The 14,583-nt window shown below is 45.9% G+C and carries 18 protein-coding genes; 6 read left to right on the top strand and 12 right to left on the bottom strand.

The window, feature by feature from the left end; all coding sequences use genetic code 11:
• Positions 1 to 3: 3 nt before the first annotated feature.
• Positions 4 to 1,272 carry a sulfate adenylyltransferase gene (gene sat, locus ARCVE_RS02085; RefSeq protein ID WP_013683126.1) on the bottom strand — a complete coding sequence of 423 codons (1,269 nt, stop codon included), beginning with the start codon at positions 1,270 to 1,272 and terminating at the stop codon, positions 4 to 6.
• Positions 1,273 to 1,628: 356 nt separating this feature from the next.
• Between sat and ARCVE_RS02080 the strand changes: the two genes are divergently transcribed.
• Together ARCVE_RS02080 and ARCVE_RS02075 are read left to right on the top strand one after the other, a co-directional pair.
• Positions 1,629 to 2,498, top strand: a complete 870-nt coding sequence (locus ARCVE_RS02080) for an SDH family Clp fold serine proteinase (RefSeq protein ID WP_013683125.1) — start codon at positions 1,629 to 1,631, stop codon at positions 2,496 to 2,498.
• A 29-nt stretch (positions 2,499 to 2,527) separates the two neighbouring features.
• Positions 2,528 to 3,502 (top strand): LolA family protein, encoded by a 975-nt coding sequence (locus tag ARCVE_RS02075; RefSeq protein WP_013683124.1) that lies wholly within the window; start codon positions 2,528 to 2,530, stop codon positions 3,500 to 3,502.
• Here the strand turns inward: ARCVE_RS02075 and ARCVE_RS10725 are convergent, their stop codons facing one another.
• The 6 genes from ARCVE_RS10725 to ARCVE_RS10720 are packed head-to-tail and all read right to left on the bottom strand — an operon-like array spanning position 3,503 to position 7,605.
• A complete protein-coding gene (locus ARCVE_RS10725) occupies positions 3,503 to 4,549 on the bottom strand; it encodes a TPD domain-containing protein (protein WP_013683123.1) in 1,047 nt (348 codons plus the stop codon). It abuts the gene before it with no gap.
• Positions 4,539 to 4,832, bottom strand: a complete 294-nt coding sequence (locus tag ARCVE_RS02065; protein ID WP_013683122.1) for an NMD3-related protein — start codon at positions 4,830 to 4,832, stop codon at positions 4,539 to 4,541. Before ARCVE_RS02065 ends, ARCVE_RS10725 begins: the two co-directional genes overlap by 11 nt.
• Positions 4,829 to 5,995: a redox-regulated ATPase YchF gene (locus tag ARCVE_RS02060; RefSeq protein ID WP_013683121.1), complete on the bottom strand. Its 1,167-nt coding sequence runs from the start codon at positions 5,993 to 5,995 to the stop codon at positions 4,829 to 4,831. Before ARCVE_RS02060 ends, ARCVE_RS02065 begins: the two co-directional genes overlap by 4 nt.
• On the bottom strand, positions 5,988 to 6,251 hold the full coding sequence (locus ARCVE_RS02055) for a DUF2095 family protein (protein ID WP_013683120.1): 264 nt from the start codon (positions 6,249 to 6,251) through the stop codon (positions 5,988 to 5,990). The genes ARCVE_RS02060 and ARCVE_RS02055 overlap by 8 nt, the downstream gene beginning before the upstream one ends.
• Complete coding sequence (locus tag ARCVE_RS02050) at positions 6,208 to 7,269, bottom strand: polymer-forming cytoskeletal protein (protein WP_013683119.1); 1,062 nt, start codon at positions 7,267 to 7,269, stop codon at positions 6,208 to 6,210. The genes ARCVE_RS02055 and ARCVE_RS02050 overlap by 44 nt, the downstream gene beginning before the upstream one ends.
• Positions 7,270 to 7,323: 54 nt before the next feature.
• On the bottom strand, positions 7,324 to 7,605 hold the full coding sequence (locus tag ARCVE_RS10720; RefSeq protein WP_156785990.1) for a hypothetical protein: 282 nt from the start codon (positions 7,603 to 7,605) through the stop codon (positions 7,324 to 7,326).
• A 381-nt stretch (positions 7,606 to 7,986) separates the two neighbouring features.
• Between ARCVE_RS10720 and ARCVE_RS02040 the strand changes: the two genes are divergently transcribed.
• On the top strand, positions 7,987 to 8,220 hold the full coding sequence (locus tag ARCVE_RS02040; protein ID WP_013683118.1) for a zinc ribbon domain-containing protein: 234 nt from the start codon (positions 7,987 to 7,989) through the stop codon (positions 8,218 to 8,220).
• A gap of 104 nt (positions 8,221 to 8,324) precedes the next feature.
• On the opposite strand, the gene ARCVE_RS02035 is transcribed toward ARCVE_RS02040, so the two are convergent.
• Both ARCVE_RS02035 and ARCVE_RS02030 read right to left on the bottom strand, forming a co-directional pair.
• Positions 8,325 to 9,557, bottom strand: a complete 1,233-nt coding sequence (locus ARCVE_RS02035; protein ID WP_013683117.1) for a 2,3-bisphosphoglycerate-independent phosphoglycerate mutase — start codon at positions 9,555 to 9,557, stop codon at positions 8,325 to 8,327.
• 44 nt (positions 9,558 to 9,601) lie between these two features.
• The gene (locus tag ARCVE_RS02030; RefSeq protein ID WP_013683116.1) at positions 9,602 to 10,828 is read right to left on the bottom strand and encodes an RNA-guided endonuclease InsQ/TnpB family protein; all 1,227 of its coding nucleotides are present in this window, start codon (positions 10,826 to 10,828) and stop codon (positions 9,602 to 9,604) included.
• Between the two features lie 139 nt (positions 10,829 to 10,967).
• Here ARCVE_RS02030 and sfsA point away from each other — a divergent pair, with 139 nt between their 5' ends.
• The 3 genes from sfsA to ARCVE_RS02015 all read left to right on the top strand — a co-directional run bounded on the left by sfsA (position 10,968) and on the right by ARCVE_RS02015 (position 13,359).
• Positions 10,968 to 11,642, top strand: a complete 675-nt coding sequence (sfsA, locus tag ARCVE_RS02025) for a DNA/RNA nuclease SfsA (protein WP_013683115.1) — start codon at positions 10,968 to 10,970, stop codon at positions 11,640 to 11,642.
• A 78-nt stretch (positions 11,643 to 11,720) separates the two neighbouring features.
• Entirely contained in the window at positions 11,721 to 12,215 is a 495-nt protein-coding gene (locus ARCVE_RS02020; protein ID WP_013683114.1) for an Lrp/AsnC family transcriptional regulator, read from the top strand.
• Positions 12,205 to 13,359 (top strand): aminotransferase class I/II-fold pyridoxal phosphate-dependent enzyme, encoded by a 1,155-nt coding sequence (locus ARCVE_RS02015; protein WP_013683113.1) that lies wholly within the window; start codon positions 12,205 to 12,207, stop codon positions 13,357 to 13,359. The genes ARCVE_RS02020 and ARCVE_RS02015 overlap by 11 nt, the downstream gene beginning before the upstream one ends.
• Positions 13,360 to 13,427: 68 nt before the next feature.
• Here ARCVE_RS02015 and ARCVE_RS02010 read toward each other — a convergent pair whose 3' ends face one another.
• The 3 genes from ARCVE_RS02010 to tsaA are packed head-to-tail and all read right to left on the bottom strand — an operon-like array spanning position 13,428 to position 14,546.
• On the bottom strand, positions 13,428 to 13,820 hold the full coding sequence (locus ARCVE_RS02010) for a PIN domain-containing protein (protein WP_013683112.1): 393 nt from the start codon (positions 13,818 to 13,820) through the stop codon (positions 13,428 to 13,430).
• Entirely contained in the window at positions 13,817 to 14,029 is a 213-nt protein-coding gene (locus ARCVE_RS02005) for an antitoxin VapB family protein (RefSeq protein ID WP_013683111.1), read from the bottom strand. Before ARCVE_RS02005 ends, ARCVE_RS02010 begins: the two co-directional genes overlap by 4 nt.
• A 40-nt stretch (positions 14,030 to 14,069) precedes the next feature.
• Positions 14,070 to 14,546: a tRNA (N6-threonylcarbamoyladenosine(37)-N6)-methyltransferase TrmO gene (gene tsaA / locus ARCVE_RS02000; RefSeq protein WP_013683110.1), complete on the bottom strand. Its 477-nt coding sequence runs from the start codon at positions 14,544 to 14,546 to the stop codon at positions 14,070 to 14,072.
• Positions 14,547 to 14,583: the final 37 nt, after the last annotated feature.

Here is a 14,583-nt window from a genome sequence, read left to right as displayed (position 1 = left end):
ACCTCACGCCTTTCCAACTTCCATTGGTTCAAGTGTGAAGATTGGCTGCCTCTCAGCAAGGTACTTGTCCGTGACGAACGGTGAACCAAAGCCGTACTTCTCAGCGCACTCCATGACTGTGTCGAAGACTTCAGGCCTGAGAACAAGCCTCGTCGGCTTGACACCGTCGATTATAATCGACCTGATCAGTGTACCGCTGAACTTCTGTCTCTCCTTGGTGTGTGCACAGAATGCGGAGCAGGTAACTTCAGCACAGACCGGGCAGTACCAGTTCTCGAGGATGAAGACCGGCTTTATTGAGAGCTTGTCCTTGACGCTCTTCAGCAGGTAGTGAGCATCATAGGTGCCATAGTAGTCACCAACACCGGCGTGGTCTCTGCCATACATGTGGTGCGTACAGCCAATGTTCGCTCTCAGGGCAGCGTGGAATATTGCCTCTCTCGGGCCAGCATATCTCATGTCCCAGAGCGTGAAGGTGACCATGTGCACGTCATCTCTGAAGTAGCCCGCTACGCGAAGCATGTTCTGTGCGAGCAGAATAGCCTCATCGATGTAATCGCCCTTCCTCTTCTCACCGATGATACAGTTGACAAGTACACCTGTCTTGAGTGTATCGACTGTCAGATCTTCGTTTGCAGCAAACCAAGCGTACTTCATCAGCCACTCATGGCCCGTGTGCGGAACGTTCCTCGTCTGGTGAGCAACAACATGCTCCCAGCCCTTCTCCCTGAACGCATCGATGTGCTGCTTTGGAGTCTTCCAGAAGCTTGCATAGGGTTCGTTGAACTTGGGCTCGTTTACAAGTGTGACCTTACCTGCAAGGAACTTGTCCGCATACTCGTATGTCCTCTTCACACCAGGATGTTTCTCCTCAGTGGTTCCGTAGACCTTCTCAGCCATGAATTTCTTGTCGTACTCATATATTTCCTCGATCTCAAACATGGCAAGTGGAGCATCCATGTACGTGAACAGAACAGTGTCACCCTCCTTTATGTCGTACTTCTTTATGTCTTCGTCGCTCATGTCAAAGACTATCGGAATGCTCCAGACCGTGCCGTCTGCAAGAGTCATGTCCTTACAAACGGCATCTACATCCGCATAGCCCATAAAGCCCTGCAGAGGCGTGAAGAAACCGTAGGAGAGGCTTATGCACTCGTGTGCGATTTGCCTTCTTACTGGAATCTGTGTCAAGCCTTGAATAGCCTCTTTAGCTTTTTCTTTGTCCAAAACTCGCTCAACGATTTCTTTGCCACCATGGCCAATATAACTCATACACTCCCTCCTAATAATGTTTGGTGTGCTATTTTCGATGTTGTGTCCTATATAAGCATTTCGAAATAATTTTTTGAATGATTAACCATAAAAGTTGGCTCCAATTTTCAAAAGCAGTTCGACGATTCGTGTATTTAGTCGCTAAATTCTGGAAATGGATTTTTAAATTTTTGTAATTTTGCAGCAGCGTGCAAATGTTATGAACAAGAAACATACTATTAAATATATAATAATGAAAAAAACTAAAACAAGATTAATTAAATAAAACCCAGAAGCGATTTGCCTGGTTTTGTTGAAACCCTGTACAGACATTATGGACAAAGATTATATACATCCTCTAAATTAAATAAAAACCAATGAACGACCCATTTGGTTTTGTTGGAGGGTTGATATGGTGGCTGTTCATAGTATATCTGATTTTAGGGCCACAGCTCAAGTATAAGCAACTCGAGACTGCAAGAAAATCTGCTATGAGAAGAATGGGTAAAAAGAGGGGTTCGAACGTCATCACAATGATACACAGGCAGGAAAGCATAGGGCTGTTCGGCATACCATTTTACCGATTCATCAACGTTGAGGATTCAGAGCAGATTCTAAGGGCAATCAGGCGAACGCCGAAGGATCAGCCTATAGACCTGATTATACACACCCCTGGTGGGCTCGTGCTCGCCGCAACACAAATTGCAAAGGCCATAAAAGCGCACCCGGCAAAGACGACAGTTATCGTGCCACACTATGCCATGAGCGGTGGAACACTGATAGCTCTTGCAGCAGATGAAATAATAATGGATCCAAACGCTGTCCTTGGCCCTGTCGACCCGCAGCTAATGAATTACCCTGCCCCTTCAATTCTGAAGGCGATTTCAAAGAAGGATCCTAAGGACATCGACGATCAGACACTCATAATGGCAGACATAGCCGAGAAGGCAATCAAACAGGTAAGAGATTTCGTTTTTGAGCTTCTGAAGGACAGGCTTGGTGAGGAAAAGGCAAAAGAAGTTGCGACAGTTTTGACGGAGGGGCGCTGGACACACGATTACCCCATAACCGTCGAAGTTGCAAAGCAACTGGGCCTGAACGTGTCAACGAATGTCCCAGAGGAAGTTTACGAGCTCATGGAGCTCTACCCGCAGCCCATGATGCAAAGGCATCCAGGCGTAGAGTTCGTACCCGCCCCACAGCGTGGCAACCGCAATCTATCAGATTTAACCGGAATCCTTAAGTAATTGCCCAACCACTGGCTTCAGGTGGTAGTTTGAAAGCAGTTAAGGTGTTCATCATTCTTCTTTTCTCCGCCTTTCTTCTCGGCTGCGGAGGAGAAGAAGATGTAGTGAAGAAAGTCGAGGAAAAGTACAGTAGCCTTTCGGATTATAGCGGTAGCGTTGAAGTGACAAACCTCATGACCGGCTACTCCTACAGCGCGGACTTCTGGGTAAAAGGGGAGAAACAAAAAGTATACTATACTAAGCCGGAAGAAATTGCTGGCTCAGTTGTCGTGAACAACGGCAGCATAGTCTGGTTTTACGATCCAGCAGAAAACAGAGCAATCTATGCAAAGCCAGATGAGGTTCAGATAAACTTTGATTACGGTGAGCTTTTCAGAGATATAGTCCAGAACAGCACAACCAGCGTATTGAAGATAGATGACGGTTACCTGATCAAAGCGTTACATGGAAACAACGTAACCATAGAGATTTCTGTTACCAGAGACTACTATCCTGTCTCAATTCGCTGGATTGTTGATGATAGAGAAGTTCTCAGAGTTAACTACTCGAATTTCACGTTCAACAGAGGCATAGACGATGAATTCTTCGAGTTTATCCCGCCGGAGAACGCAACAGTTTCGAGTGTCGAGGATCTCCAGCAGAAGGTTGTTGAGTTTGACACAGTAGAGGAAGCGGAGGAATCCGCTGGTTTTAAGGTAATTCTTCCCGGATATCTCCCATCAGATGACTTCAACCTGAGTATCTCCGTAATCAAACCACTCAACGTAGTTGTCCTGACGTACACAAACAGTACAGCAATAATCGAAGTCAAAGAGAGGGTGGGCGAGGCTGCAGAAATAGAGGGGGCTGAAGAGGTCGTGATTGGCAACACAACAGTTAGCTACCTCGATGCAGGCTACGTGAGAATAGTATCTTGGAGGCAGGGAGACATAGATGTAACAATCACAACAACCCTCGAAAAGGATGAGCTGCTGAAGGTTGCAGAGTCCCTCATGGGCTCCTGATCAGACATGAATGACGTCGAAGCCAAGGTTTCTGAGGACCCACGCAACGTGACGTCTGTGACTCTTTTTCCAATCTTTTTCCCTGCTTGCAATCAGAATTCTTCCTTTTGAATAGCAGTCGATGAGCCTGCACATGCCGTCGAGAAATTCCTTGCTTCTCATTGGTTTTTCTGGCTCAAGCTCCTCTATGTAAACACATCTCTCAATTTCATCTTCTGCGTCGCACCCAATATCTACAACGAAGGCATCAAGTTTTTCTGCAAGCTCAGCAATTCTTTTAGGCGAGCCGCCAGCAGTGTATACTCTCATATCGAGCAAAGCATTTCTGAGCGGAGAAGAGAAAAAGTCGTAGGGCAGAATTGACCTGTTTAAACCCTTAACCCATCCGAACCAGTAAACCACGTAGCCTTCTCCAAACATCTCCTCATAGCGAGAGAACTGCTTCTTGTCGTAAAGCCAGTGGGTTCTTGGATCACCGAACAGAGCTTTGCTCTCGATCCACTTGACCTCTTTACCCGCTATATCTACAAGCTCGTCGAAGTAGAAATCCGGCGTTTTGTCGAACTCCTTTCTCAAATCTTTCTCATCCCTGTATTCTATTCCGCGCTCCTCAAGCCACCTCCGGATTATCTCCTCGCCAAGCTTCCCTCTCGCGAACTGGTGCTTCACGGCCAGAGGAGAGTAAATAAAGTCTGTAAAAAGGGCGCGCCAGACTTCCTCCTCAATCCTGTCGGATTCTGCTCTTCCCGGATCTTTGAGTATCCTACCCGTCTCGGCTTTAGAGTAGCCGAGGGCCTTGAGAAGAACCCTTACTCTCATTACAGGTGTCAGCCTCAGCCAGGGCGGAAAACTGCCATTTTCATTCCAGTAAGAAGCTATCTCGTCCAGTTTATCTACGGCCTGGGGATAGTACCTCTTTACGGCATCAACCCTTTTCTGGGACAGAATTGTAAAGAGCATCCCCCGTGGATAGCCCGGCCGGCTCAGGTCTCGAAGACTTTTCAGTTCCTTCCTTATCCGCTGAAATTCGGAAACTTCAATTATCATAACCAAACCTTACGCAGTAAACAAATAGTGTTCTTACTCTCCCACGCCTCAATCCGGCGTATTTCGTGCTCATCTTGACACTCACTCTTGCAACTCTCTTTATCTTCGAAATTACCTTCCTTGCTTCGTTGACGTCAGAGACATAAATATTGACGCCATCGTCGTTCTCCACCTCAAAATCGCTGCAGGTCTTTTCAACTATCTTCAAAACTTCCTCAACTCTATCTCCGACTTCTCCCCTTAACTGAATTATTGCAGGGTGTTTTACGCTGTTCGCTTTCATTTGGCGCTAACAATTTTTATCACATCGTTGTGCTTGAGTTCATAGTCCTCAGCAATTCTCATCTTTCGTTTTGCGTCAAGGGCATATATAAAGCTCTCTCCTATGTCGGTATGTATCATGTATGCAAGCTGTCTTGCTGTCGTTCCCTTCTTAACGAGCATCGCATCAGGCAGCACGTTGCCTTTCGAATCCGTAAACTTATTTTCATCTTCAACAGGATAAACGACAATGTAACCGAGCAGATCGAAGACGACGGTGTTTATGGCCTTCTGGACACCCGTGCTTCCATACTTTTTGAGAAAGTCCCTTATAATCTCAAGCGCCTTCTTCTGCTTCTCGTTGAGCGCCTTAATTATCTCAAAATCGCTGTCCCCAGGAAGGTATTTTATGTATCCGTTCTTGGCAGCCATCCGCAGCGTGAGTTCAAATGCCGCTGAAGTGGGAATCACAATTTCATCGAGGGAAAGAAGCTTTTTCATGAATTGTTCTGGAGCTTTGTCCGCCTTGTTGGCAGCAATGACCATCCCCATCCTCCTCTTCCTGAGTTCCGTTGCAAAAGTCTTCAGTTCTTCATCACCGAACTTCATTACATCGCTTCCAACTACCTTTAACGCTTCTCTCACCTGCCACTCCTTAAAGCCCAGGCCAGCAAGCTGTTCAGTGATATACTTGGCAGGATCCCTTTTTTCGAGGTGAATTCTCCTGGCAATTCTATCCCAGTTCCTCTTCAAAATCCCGAAAAGCCACATGTCGAGTTCGTTATAGAGAAACTCCACATCCTTACACGGGTCGTGTTCACCAACTCCTATCTCGTTCCCCTCTTCGTCCGTTGAGCCAGAAGCGTCGATGACGTGAATCACCGCTTCGCTCTGCCTCAGGTTATCGAGAAACTCGTTGCCAAGGCCACGCCCCTTGTGTGCTTCCGGCACGAGGCCAGCAACATCTATGAGCTTGACTGGGATGAGCCTCCAGCCATCTATACAGTTGTCACATTTAACGCCAAGTTCCTGGCAAACGCACTCAACGCGAACGTGTGCAACACCTACGTTTGGCTCAATGGTCGTGAAAGGGTAGTTGGCAATCTCAACATCCGCAAGGGTTGCAGCTTTGAAAAAAGTTGACTTGCCAGCGTTTGGCTTTCCGGCAATGCCTATTTCAATCAACGAGACCCCTCCTCTCGTAATCTCCTCTTCTCCTCGTACCAATTATGCCAAGCTTTTTTACGTTTGAGCGGAGAAAAGATGCATACTCGGGTGTAATTTCCCCAATCCGCTCGAAGTAGTTTATTACCTCCAACGCCTCTTCCGCACTTCTGCAGACTTCGAGGTGGTCGAGAACAGTAGGCATGTGGCTGCCTTCAAGTTCATGGAAAAGGTTAGGAAACATCTTTCTGAACTTCTCCCTGTCCCACTCCAGCATTTAAATCGCCTTCTGATGTTTTGACTTCCTTTTCCTCTCTATCCTTGCCGGACTTTATAACGTCTATAACTTCCCTCGATTCTTCCCTCTTTCTTTTCTTCCTTGTCTCTTCAACTTCCGCTTTTTTCACTTCTCTTACTTCTGTCTTCTCTTCCTCTTTTTCTGTCTCTTCTTTCTCTTCCTTCTCCTCTTCCTCAATTCCCTTTAACTTCTTCATTATTTCTGCAACATCCACCTTCGGCTTGATGATTACACCAGACTTTCCGATTATTGTCCCTTCAACAGCGCACTTCTCCTCCATGTAAACCCTGCCCGCCTTTATATGGCCAAAGACCTCGCTGCCATTTACTATAAAGACAGTTCTGCCCTCTATGGCCCCATGTATGCGGCTGCCGTCCACGACAATGTCCCTTCCCCTCAAGCTGCCAAAGACCTCGCTGCCTTCAACACTCACATCCTTCGCTCTGACGTTGCCAAGAACCCTGCTGCCAACGATTTCGACGCTTGCGCTGGTTTTTATTTGCTCGAGGTTGAGCGTGGAGTCCTCGGGAATTATGAGAGGCGACTCAAACTCCTCAATTTCCTCAAACAGCTTTTCCGCTTCCTCCAGCTTACCAAGCCGTAAAAGCTCGAGGAGGTAGAAGAAAATGAAGATGATTACCGGAAGAGGATCCTGAATTGTAATCAGTCCTTTGGCCTCGAACCCTTCCTTTATCCTGACGTTTCTGCCTATATCAAGGTTTCCATAAACTGTGAGCTTCCCGTCGATAGTGGCAAACTCACCAACGTAAGCATCTCCCCTGCTCACAACGTTGCCCTTAACGCTACTCCAGGCATCGAGTCTGACTTCCTCGCCCACTATGTCGCCCTGGATGTTTGCTTTCTCACCTACAATAACCTTCCTTCCGATTATACCGTATCCAAGGGTCGCATTCGGGCCAACAATTACGTCTCCCTCAACAATAACGCAGCCATCCTCGAATTTCGTGTTTGCCGGTACTACGAGCCTGTCGAACATACTCGCACCCTTGTAACGCATAGCCCTTGTCCACTTTCTTATAAAAGTTTGCCGCTATCTATTTTTCTGTTTTTCCATCGCTCTTTTCTTTACAATATATTCTATACACTCTTTCTTACTTCCGCTATAATCAACTGTCTTCAACGTTCTATCGTTCCTCAAGCATTTCAGTCCTGCCCTTTCGGCGCACCAGTAAACACACTCCCTTGGTGAGGAACGGCAGATTTCCATGTACTTTCCAGAAACTTTGGAAACGATGATGGGAGTACTGTACTTTTTCAGCGTTTTTACTGCTTCTTCCTTGGTTACCATTCTGGCCTTTCCGATTTTAACCATCTCCTCAGCGAGCTCGTCTAGAAACACAGATTCTGTGAAAGTCGTCTTGTGCAGCTCAAAACATACTCTCTGCCCGACTGCAACTTTCTCTGCATTCTCAATGAGCTCTGTGGCCTCTGTCAGGTTTACTAACAGGGGTTCAAATTTTTCTATTCTTTTCAGTAACTTCTTGCCGATGTACGTCCCAACAATCGGGAATTTAACGAGTTTTAGTGCTAAAAGAGCAATTTTGACGTCTTTGAGTATTTTCCCGGTTGTGTAGTCTTTGACTTATGCCATTTTTTGTACATGAGCAAGTGTGGTTTAAATATTGTGCCAAATGCTGAGACCCGTTAAATTCATAAATTTTCTCTGAACAAAGATAGCCAATGAAAATCGAAGATGAGCTTGCCACCCGCTTTAAATGCCCAAAATGTGGTGTGCAGAGAGCAGTGGTCAAAAAAACTTGCAATGACTGGAGCCAGCCTTCTTGACAGATGGATGGACTGGCAAAGAAACAAATACTACTTCGTAACCTGCTCAAACTGTGGCTACACTGAGGTGTACGACGCAGAAGTTCTTGAAGGAAAGAAGGGGAAACTTGATGATATATTTGACCTGATATTCGGTAGCTGAACGATTACAGCCCTAACCATTTTTGCAATTCCGCGATACAATTCCTTCCTTGACTGCTATCAGAATCAGAATACTATGTTAAAATAAGGTGTAAAATAACTGAGCTAAGCCCCAAACTTCTTCGCCCTATCCGTTAGATCGAGGGCTATGTTTATCGCGTCTCTACCCCTTATCCTGCAGAGCCCGCCTTTGTAGGCTTCGAACTCTGAAAACGTCGTCACCTCATCAACTCTCACACCCTCGTGCACGATGGCTATCGGTACAGGATCGGCGGTGTGTTCCTTCGCCATTACAGGCGTCGAATGATCGGCGGTGAATATCATGCAGACCTTCGAGAAGTCAAGGCTGAGGAGAGGTTCTATTGCCTTGTCAAGCTTCTCTATGAACTCCCTTTTTCCATCGAAGTCTCCATCGTGGCCCAGCTCATCTGTAGCTTTGATATGAAGCAGAACGAAGTCGTGCGTATTCAAGGCTTCAATTGCTGCCTTAATCTTACCATCGAGGTTTGTGTATTTGTTTCCAGTTGCGCCTTCCACCTCTATTATGTCACCTTTGACTATTCTACCAACACCCTTTATAAGCGTGGTTCCCGCAACTACTGCGAGCTTCATCCCGTACTTCTCTTCAAAAGGCGGTATGTGCGGGCACATGCCTGCGCCGCGCAAGAGCAGAACGTTCGCCTTCAACAATCCTTTTTTCGCCCTCTCCACGTTGAGGGGATGCGAGTCGAGGATGCGATGGCTCTGCTCCATGAACGAATTCACGATTTCCGCAGTCCTTTTCGCCTCCTCGCTGTCGTCTAAGGGCTTACACCTCCAGACCTTCGCCCCAATTTCATGGGGATCGGTGTCGCTTATTTTATCAGAAAGTCCTTCCCCCTTTAGCACGAGGGCTCCTCGGTGACCACTCCCTCTCCTGAATATATACTCGACATCGAGCCTTACACCCTCGCAAACTGCCTTAACAAGCTCGTCGGTGTCGCTTATTCTGCCAGCCCTTCTATCAACGACAACCTTGTCAAAAATGCTTCCTTCTCCCTCGACAGTCCCGAAATTGACACGGAACGCAACGTCTCCTGGCTTAATGTTTATTCCCGCTCCAGCAGCCTCTATCGGCCCCCTGCCAGAATAGTACTTGTAGGGGTCGTACCCGAGCAGAGCCAAATGACCTGTATCGCTCCCCGGCCTTATACCGGGAGCTATTGTGTCCATAATCCCGTTAATACCCATAGCAGCAATTTTATCCATGTTTGGTTTGTTTGCAACGCTCAAAGGCGTTTTTCCATCGATTGGTCTATCAGCGAGTCCGTCAACAATTACCATCAGGATTTTCTTCATGGCTGCAGTTATGTGCGCAACATTTTAAATATTTCCTTAGTGAACTACCCCACGCTTACGCATGGGGCTTCTCCCGTTCTGTCCTGACTTTGCGTCAGGACTTCATCTGGGAGTTCGGGGGGTTCACAGCTCCCCCATCCCATGCCTCTCATTAAGGCATGGGCTATGTTTATCGCAGCATTCAAATCTCGATTGTATCTCAAACCACATTTAGGACACCTGAACTCTCTGCCATTAGCTTGGGCAACATGCCCGCATCTATGACATCTTTTTGATGTATCCTTGGGATTAACATATACCACAGGTATTCCTTCGAGATTGGCTTTGTATTCGATGTATTGCTGTAATTTCCGAAAGCCCCAAGCGTGCAACCTTCTGTTAAGCTTTGCTGAACTGTTCATGTTCTCTCTAATTCCATTAAGTTCCTCTATTGCTATTACTGGCTTCTCGAATTGTTTAGCGTAAGCTACGATTTCATTCGCTATTACGTGCAATTGCTGGTTCACGATTCTCTCCTCTTTGTGTCCAATCTGCTTAACCAAATCTAACCTCTTCTTTCTCTGTAGATTTCTTCGAATATGCGAGTACTTCCCTCTGATTTCCCTTATCCCTGCACCGCTCCAGAACTGACCCTTCATTGGTTTTGATTGCTTAGAAATGGCAACAGCAGTAGCAACATTCCATTCTCCCAAATCCACACCAATGACCGTCTCTGGTTCATCGAATTCTACTTCTTTCTTGAGCACGAAATGAGCATACCATTCTCCATTCCTCTTTACCACCTCTACCGTACAGAATTGCCATTTGCCCTGTAAGGCTTCTTCTATGAACTTCTTTTGTCTTTCACCAAAAACTACTGGTAGGGTTACTCTCTCCTTGCGATTCAGGCTCAGAGTTAGCCAGTATGGTGTTAACTTGTTAGTAGTATTAGCGAAAGAGTAACATCTCTTATCAAACCTAATTGAAATCCTCTTCAGCTTCGGTTTCGGTTTAACTTTACCCTCTTTCTTCTTTTCGTTGAAACTCTTTAGAATTTCCACAGCTTTGTCTCTCGCTGTCTGGATTAAGGCAGTGTTTAGGTTGAATAGTTGCTTTGCTTTCTCGTAACCGTTCTTGTGCAGAAATGTCTTTGATGTCGAATTGAAGTTAAGATACCAGCTCACAAGTTTGAAATATTCTTCTAAGCACCTGTTTAAGGCTAAAACTTTCTTCCTGTTTGGCTTGAAAACTTTTCCCACCACAGTTAGCTGAACTTCTTTCTTTGGGAACATCCCCGAAGATTTTTTAGCTACTAAGTCTATAAACTTAACTACCCACCCGCCTCCCTTGCGGAAGGGGTCTTGCAAGCAACAGGAAGATAAAGCTGCAAAGATATCCTAACTGCACGTGGACGGTGGAAGTTTGAAACTGATGTCTATAAGCGGACTAATCGACGGGAATTTCATCAGGAGGGACAACAGGTTTCTCGTCACCGTCGAAATTAATGGTAGACCGGTAAAAGCGCATCTGAAAGATCCGGGAAGACTGAAAGAGCTTCTCGTTGAAGGAAACAGAGTTTTGCTCAAAGAGAGGGATGGAAAAAACAGAAAAACTCGCTACGACGTAATTGCCATTTATGCAGGCGTGCCGGTGATTGTAAACTCAGGCCTGCATTCGGCACTCGCAGAGAAAATCATTCCCCAGATTTTCAGATGCGGGATTGCCAAGAGAGAATTCACGTTTTTAGGAAGCAGAATAGATTTTCTGCTGGATTGTCACGCTCTGCTCGAAGTTAAGGGCTGCACGCTTGTTAAAGACAGCATAGCGTACTTTCCAGATGCTCCAACGGAGAGGGGGTTAAAACACATTCTCACGCTGATTAAAGCTATGGAAATGAGTTACTCGTCGAAGATTCTTTTTCTCGTTACGCGTCCCGACGCGAGAGTTCTAAAACCAAACAGAGAAACACATCCAGAGTTTGCGGATGCCCTTAACGAGGCCATGAATAAAGGGGTCGAGGTAAGAGCAGTTCTTCTTGAGCTTGTCCTGAAAGGACATGAAGCAGAGATAGTATTGAAGGGAGAAATTCCAGTGAAACCTGGATGAAGTGGGGTATGAAACGAGTGAGAAATTGAAGTGCAAAGAACAGTAGAAAATTTAAATACAAATAATCGAATTGCCATCATGGATAATGAAAAAACTCTCGAAATTCTCAGGATACTCGAAGACAACGCAAGACTGAGCAGTGAGGAAATTTCGGAAATGACAGGCTACACACCAAAAGAGATAGATGAGATAGTAAAGAAGGCCGAAGAGAGAGGCATCATTCTCAAGTACAAGACCCTCGTAGACTGGGAAAAGGCTGGAGAGGAAATTGTTTACGCGGTTATAGACGTGAGGGTTACACTCACCAGGGAAAAGAACTACGATGACATAGCAAAGAGAATAGCCAAGTTTCCAGAAGTTCACGCAGTAAGGCTCGTAAGCGGTGATTACGACTTTCAGGTTGTTGTGAAGGGAAAAAGTCTCAAGGAGGTAGCTTTCTTCGTTGCGGAAAAGATTTCAACGATTCCGGAAGTCCTCACAACAGTAACCCACTTCGTGCTGAGGAGCTACAAGGAGGAAGGCGTGCTCCTCTTCAAAGACGAAGAGGACAGGAGGCTCGCAATTGTCCCGTGAGCAGGAAAGGGTTTCGAAGAGAGTCCAAGAGTTAAAGCCTTCGGGAATAAGGAAGTTTTTCGAGCTGATAATTGGGAGAGACGATGTCATCAGCCTTGGCGTGGGTGAGCCAGATTTCGCGGTTCCTTGGAGGATAAGAGAGGAGATAATATACGCCCTTGAAAAGGGTATAACTTCCTATACGTCAAATTTTGGTCTGAAAGAGCTTAGAGAGGCGATAGCAGAATATTACAGGAAGTTCGGGGTTGAATGCAGCGCAGAAAGCGTTCTGATAACCACTGGTGTAAGCGAGGGTGTGGACATAGCTCTGAGGGCAATTCTGAATGAAGGCGAAGCTGTCCTCGTTCCCGAGCCATGCTACGTGTCCTACGCACCCCTCTCGTCCCTTGCAGGCGGAGAAGTTGTTGCGATTCCTACAACCCCTGATTTTAAGCTGAGTTACGAACTCATCGATGAGTACGCAAAAGAGACAAAACCGAAAGCCATCGTCATCAACTACCCCAATAACCCTACAGGTGTGAGCTACTCGAAGAAGGAGCTTGAAGAGATCGCTGATGCGGCAATTGAGCACGACATGATCGTAATTTCAGATGAAATTTATGCAGAGCTAAGCTACACTTTCAAGCACATATCCATCGCATCGCTGAACGGAATGGAGGAGAGAGCAATCATTCTAAACGGCTTTTCAAAGGCCTTCGCAATGACTGGCTTAAGAATAGGTTACGCTATTGCTCCTGCAGACATACTGGAAGGTATGCTCAAAATCCACCAGTACTGCATGCTGTGCGCTCCCGTTACGGCACAGATTGGTGCTCTCGAGGCGTTGAGAAATGGCGAAGATGAACTCGAGGAGATGCGGGCCGAATACATCAGGCGCAGGAACTTCTTCGTAAAGAGAGTAGGAAAGGTACTCGACGTTAAAATGCCAGACGGGGCATTCTATGCGTTTCCAAGCATAGAATCCACCGGACTGAGCAGTGAGGAATTTGCAGAAAGGCTGCTGTTCGAGAAAAATGTTGCAGTGGTGCCGGGAAACGCGTTTGGGGAATGCGGAGAGGGGTACATCAGGTGTGCGTATGCAGTAAGCATGGAAAAGTTAAGAGAAGCTGTGGACAGGATCGTGGAGTTCGTTGAGGAGCTTTGATTTTTGCTACTTCATTTAGCGTTCCAAAATACTTTATTAAATTTATAAATTCTTTATTATATTAGGAACTACCTGTACAGGACTACTTCCAAATCTGAAACTTTTTCTATCTCCAGGAAATTCCTGTCAGCGGTTAATATTTTCTCAGCACCGTTTGCAATTGCAATACCAGCAATCAGGACGTCAAGAACGTTAATGTCTAGTCCTATGGCAAGCAGCTTTGCTGCGATACTGCTGGATTCTTCGGCAGCTCTGATATCAAAATCCAGTATCGGTATTCTGGAAAAGAATCTTCTAAAGAGCATTTCCTCTTTCTTCATTTTCTTTCTTTTTAAACCTGTTTTTATTTCATGATACGTTACAGTGGTTATCGCCACGTTATCGTTGCTTTTAACCAAATGCTTTGTTTCCTCAACACCCTTAAAATAGTCAATTAAAAAGCTCGTATCCAGTACGATCATATCCTCATCCTCGCGCTTTTCCTTGCTTTACGGGAGTACTCCATTATCTCATCAAGTACGCTACTTTCTCTGAGTACGCCAAAGTATTCTTCAATGTTGAATCTCTCTCTTTTAAGCAGTTTTTCAATCACGTCACTGAAACTTTCACCATCTTCTTTCATACTCACAAGCTTATTGTAGACATCATCTCTGATCGATATTGTTTTCATGTGTTCATATATATGTGCATGAGTACATAAATATTACCAATCAAAATCTGCCATCAGACACTGTCCTCCTCGCCTCACGCACTCCCTTTTCAAGCCAGCCAGCTCTGGCTTCGCTACGACAATCAAACTCGGGAACGTAGGGCTTGATGTCGAGCAGAGGAGTGCCATCAACGATGTCTACGTCTAAAATTCGTAGAATTGGGCCATCCACCTCTTTCAACCTTACGATTGACATGCCAATAGGATTTGGCCTTTTTGGCGCTCTCGTCGCGAACACACCATGAAGTTCGTCGTCGAGGAATGGTTTAACCAAAAGCCTGTAGCCCTCCGAGAGGTGAAAATGGTAGATGAGGATCAGGTGAGAGAAGCCCTCGATGTCCTTAAGCCCCTCGGCGTACTCGGTAAAGAGCTCGATGTAGCCTTCCACGCCTCTTGCATAGACTGGCTGGATTGGAACACCTTCCTTCGACTTGAAGGGAGAATGAATGATGCCTATAGGTTCGTAAACAATCTGCATAGTGGGTTGGATATATGAATGTCTATAATCCTTTTGT

Source organism: Archaeoglobus veneficus SNP6 (assembly GCF_000194625.1).
In the GTDB taxonomy this organism is placed as follows: domain Archaea; phylum Halobacteriota; class Archaeoglobi; order Archaeoglobales; family Archaeoglobaceae; genus Archaeoglobus_C; species Archaeoglobus_C veneficus.
This window is presented reverse-complemented; position numbering and strand designations above follow the sequence as displayed.

What these genes read in the sequence shown, in the direction of transcription:
- sat (WP_013683126.1), bottom strand. Translation starts at nt 1,272, where the DNA reads ATGAGTTATATTGGCCATGGTGGCAAAGAAATCGTTGAGCGAGTTTTG.
- ARCVE_RS02080 (WP_013683125.1), top strand. Translation starts at nt 1,629, where the DNA reads ATGAACGACCCATTTGGTTTTGTTGGAGGGTTGATATGGTGGCTGTTC.
- ARCVE_RS10725 (WP_013683123.1), bottom strand. Translation starts at nt 4,549, where the DNA reads ATGATAATTGAAGTTTCCGAATTTCAGCGGATAAGGAAGGAACTGAAA.
- ARCVE_RS02065 (WP_013683122.1), bottom strand. Translation starts at nt 4,832, where the DNA reads ATGAAAGCGAACAGCGTAAAACACCCTGCAATAATTCAGTTAAGGGGA.
- ARCVE_RS02055 (WP_013683120.1), bottom strand. Translation starts at nt 6,251, where the DNA reads ATGCTGGAGTGGGACAGGGAGAAGTTCAGAAAGATGTTTCCTAACCTT.
- ARCVE_RS02050 (WP_013683119.1), bottom strand. Translation starts at nt 7,269, where the DNA reads ATGTTCGACAGGCTCGTAGTACCGGCAAACACGAAATTCGAGGATGGC.
- ARCVE_RS10720 (WP_156785990.1), bottom strand. Translation starts at nt 7,605, where the DNA reads ATGGTTAAAATCGGAAAGGCCAGAATGGTAACCAAGGAAGAAGCAGTA.
- ARCVE_RS02040 (WP_013683118.1), top strand. Translation starts at nt 7,987, where the DNA reads ATGAGCTTGCCACCCGCTTTAAATGCCCAAAATGTGGTGTGCAGAGAG.
- ARCVE_RS02035 (WP_013683117.1), bottom strand. Translation starts at nt 9,557, where the DNA reads ATGAAGAAAATCCTGATGGTAATTGTTGACGGACTCGCTGATAGACCA.
- ARCVE_RS02030 (WP_013683116.1), bottom strand. Translation starts at nt 10,828, where the DNA reads ATGTTCCCAAAGAAAGAAGTTCAGCTAACTGTGGTGGGAAAAGTTTTC.
- sfsA (WP_013683115.1), top strand. Translation starts at nt 10,968, where the DNA reads ATGTCTATAAGCGGACTAATCGACGGGAATTTCATCAGGAGGGACAAC.
- ARCVE_RS02020 (WP_013683114.1), top strand. Translation starts at nt 11,721, where the DNA reads ATGGATAATGAAAAAACTCTCGAAATTCTCAGGATACTCGAAGACAAC.
- ARCVE_RS02010 (WP_013683112.1), bottom strand. Translation starts at nt 13,820, where the DNA reads ATGATCGTACTGGATACGAGCTTTTTAATTGACTATTTTAAGGGTGTT.
- ARCVE_RS02005 (WP_013683111.1), bottom strand. Translation starts at nt 14,029, where the DNA reads ATGAAAACAATATCGATCAGAGATGATGTCTACAATAAGCTTGTGAGT.
- tsaA (WP_013683110.1), bottom strand. Translation starts at nt 14,546, where the DNA reads ATGCAGATTGTTTACGAACCTATAGGCATCATTCATTCTCCCTTCAAG.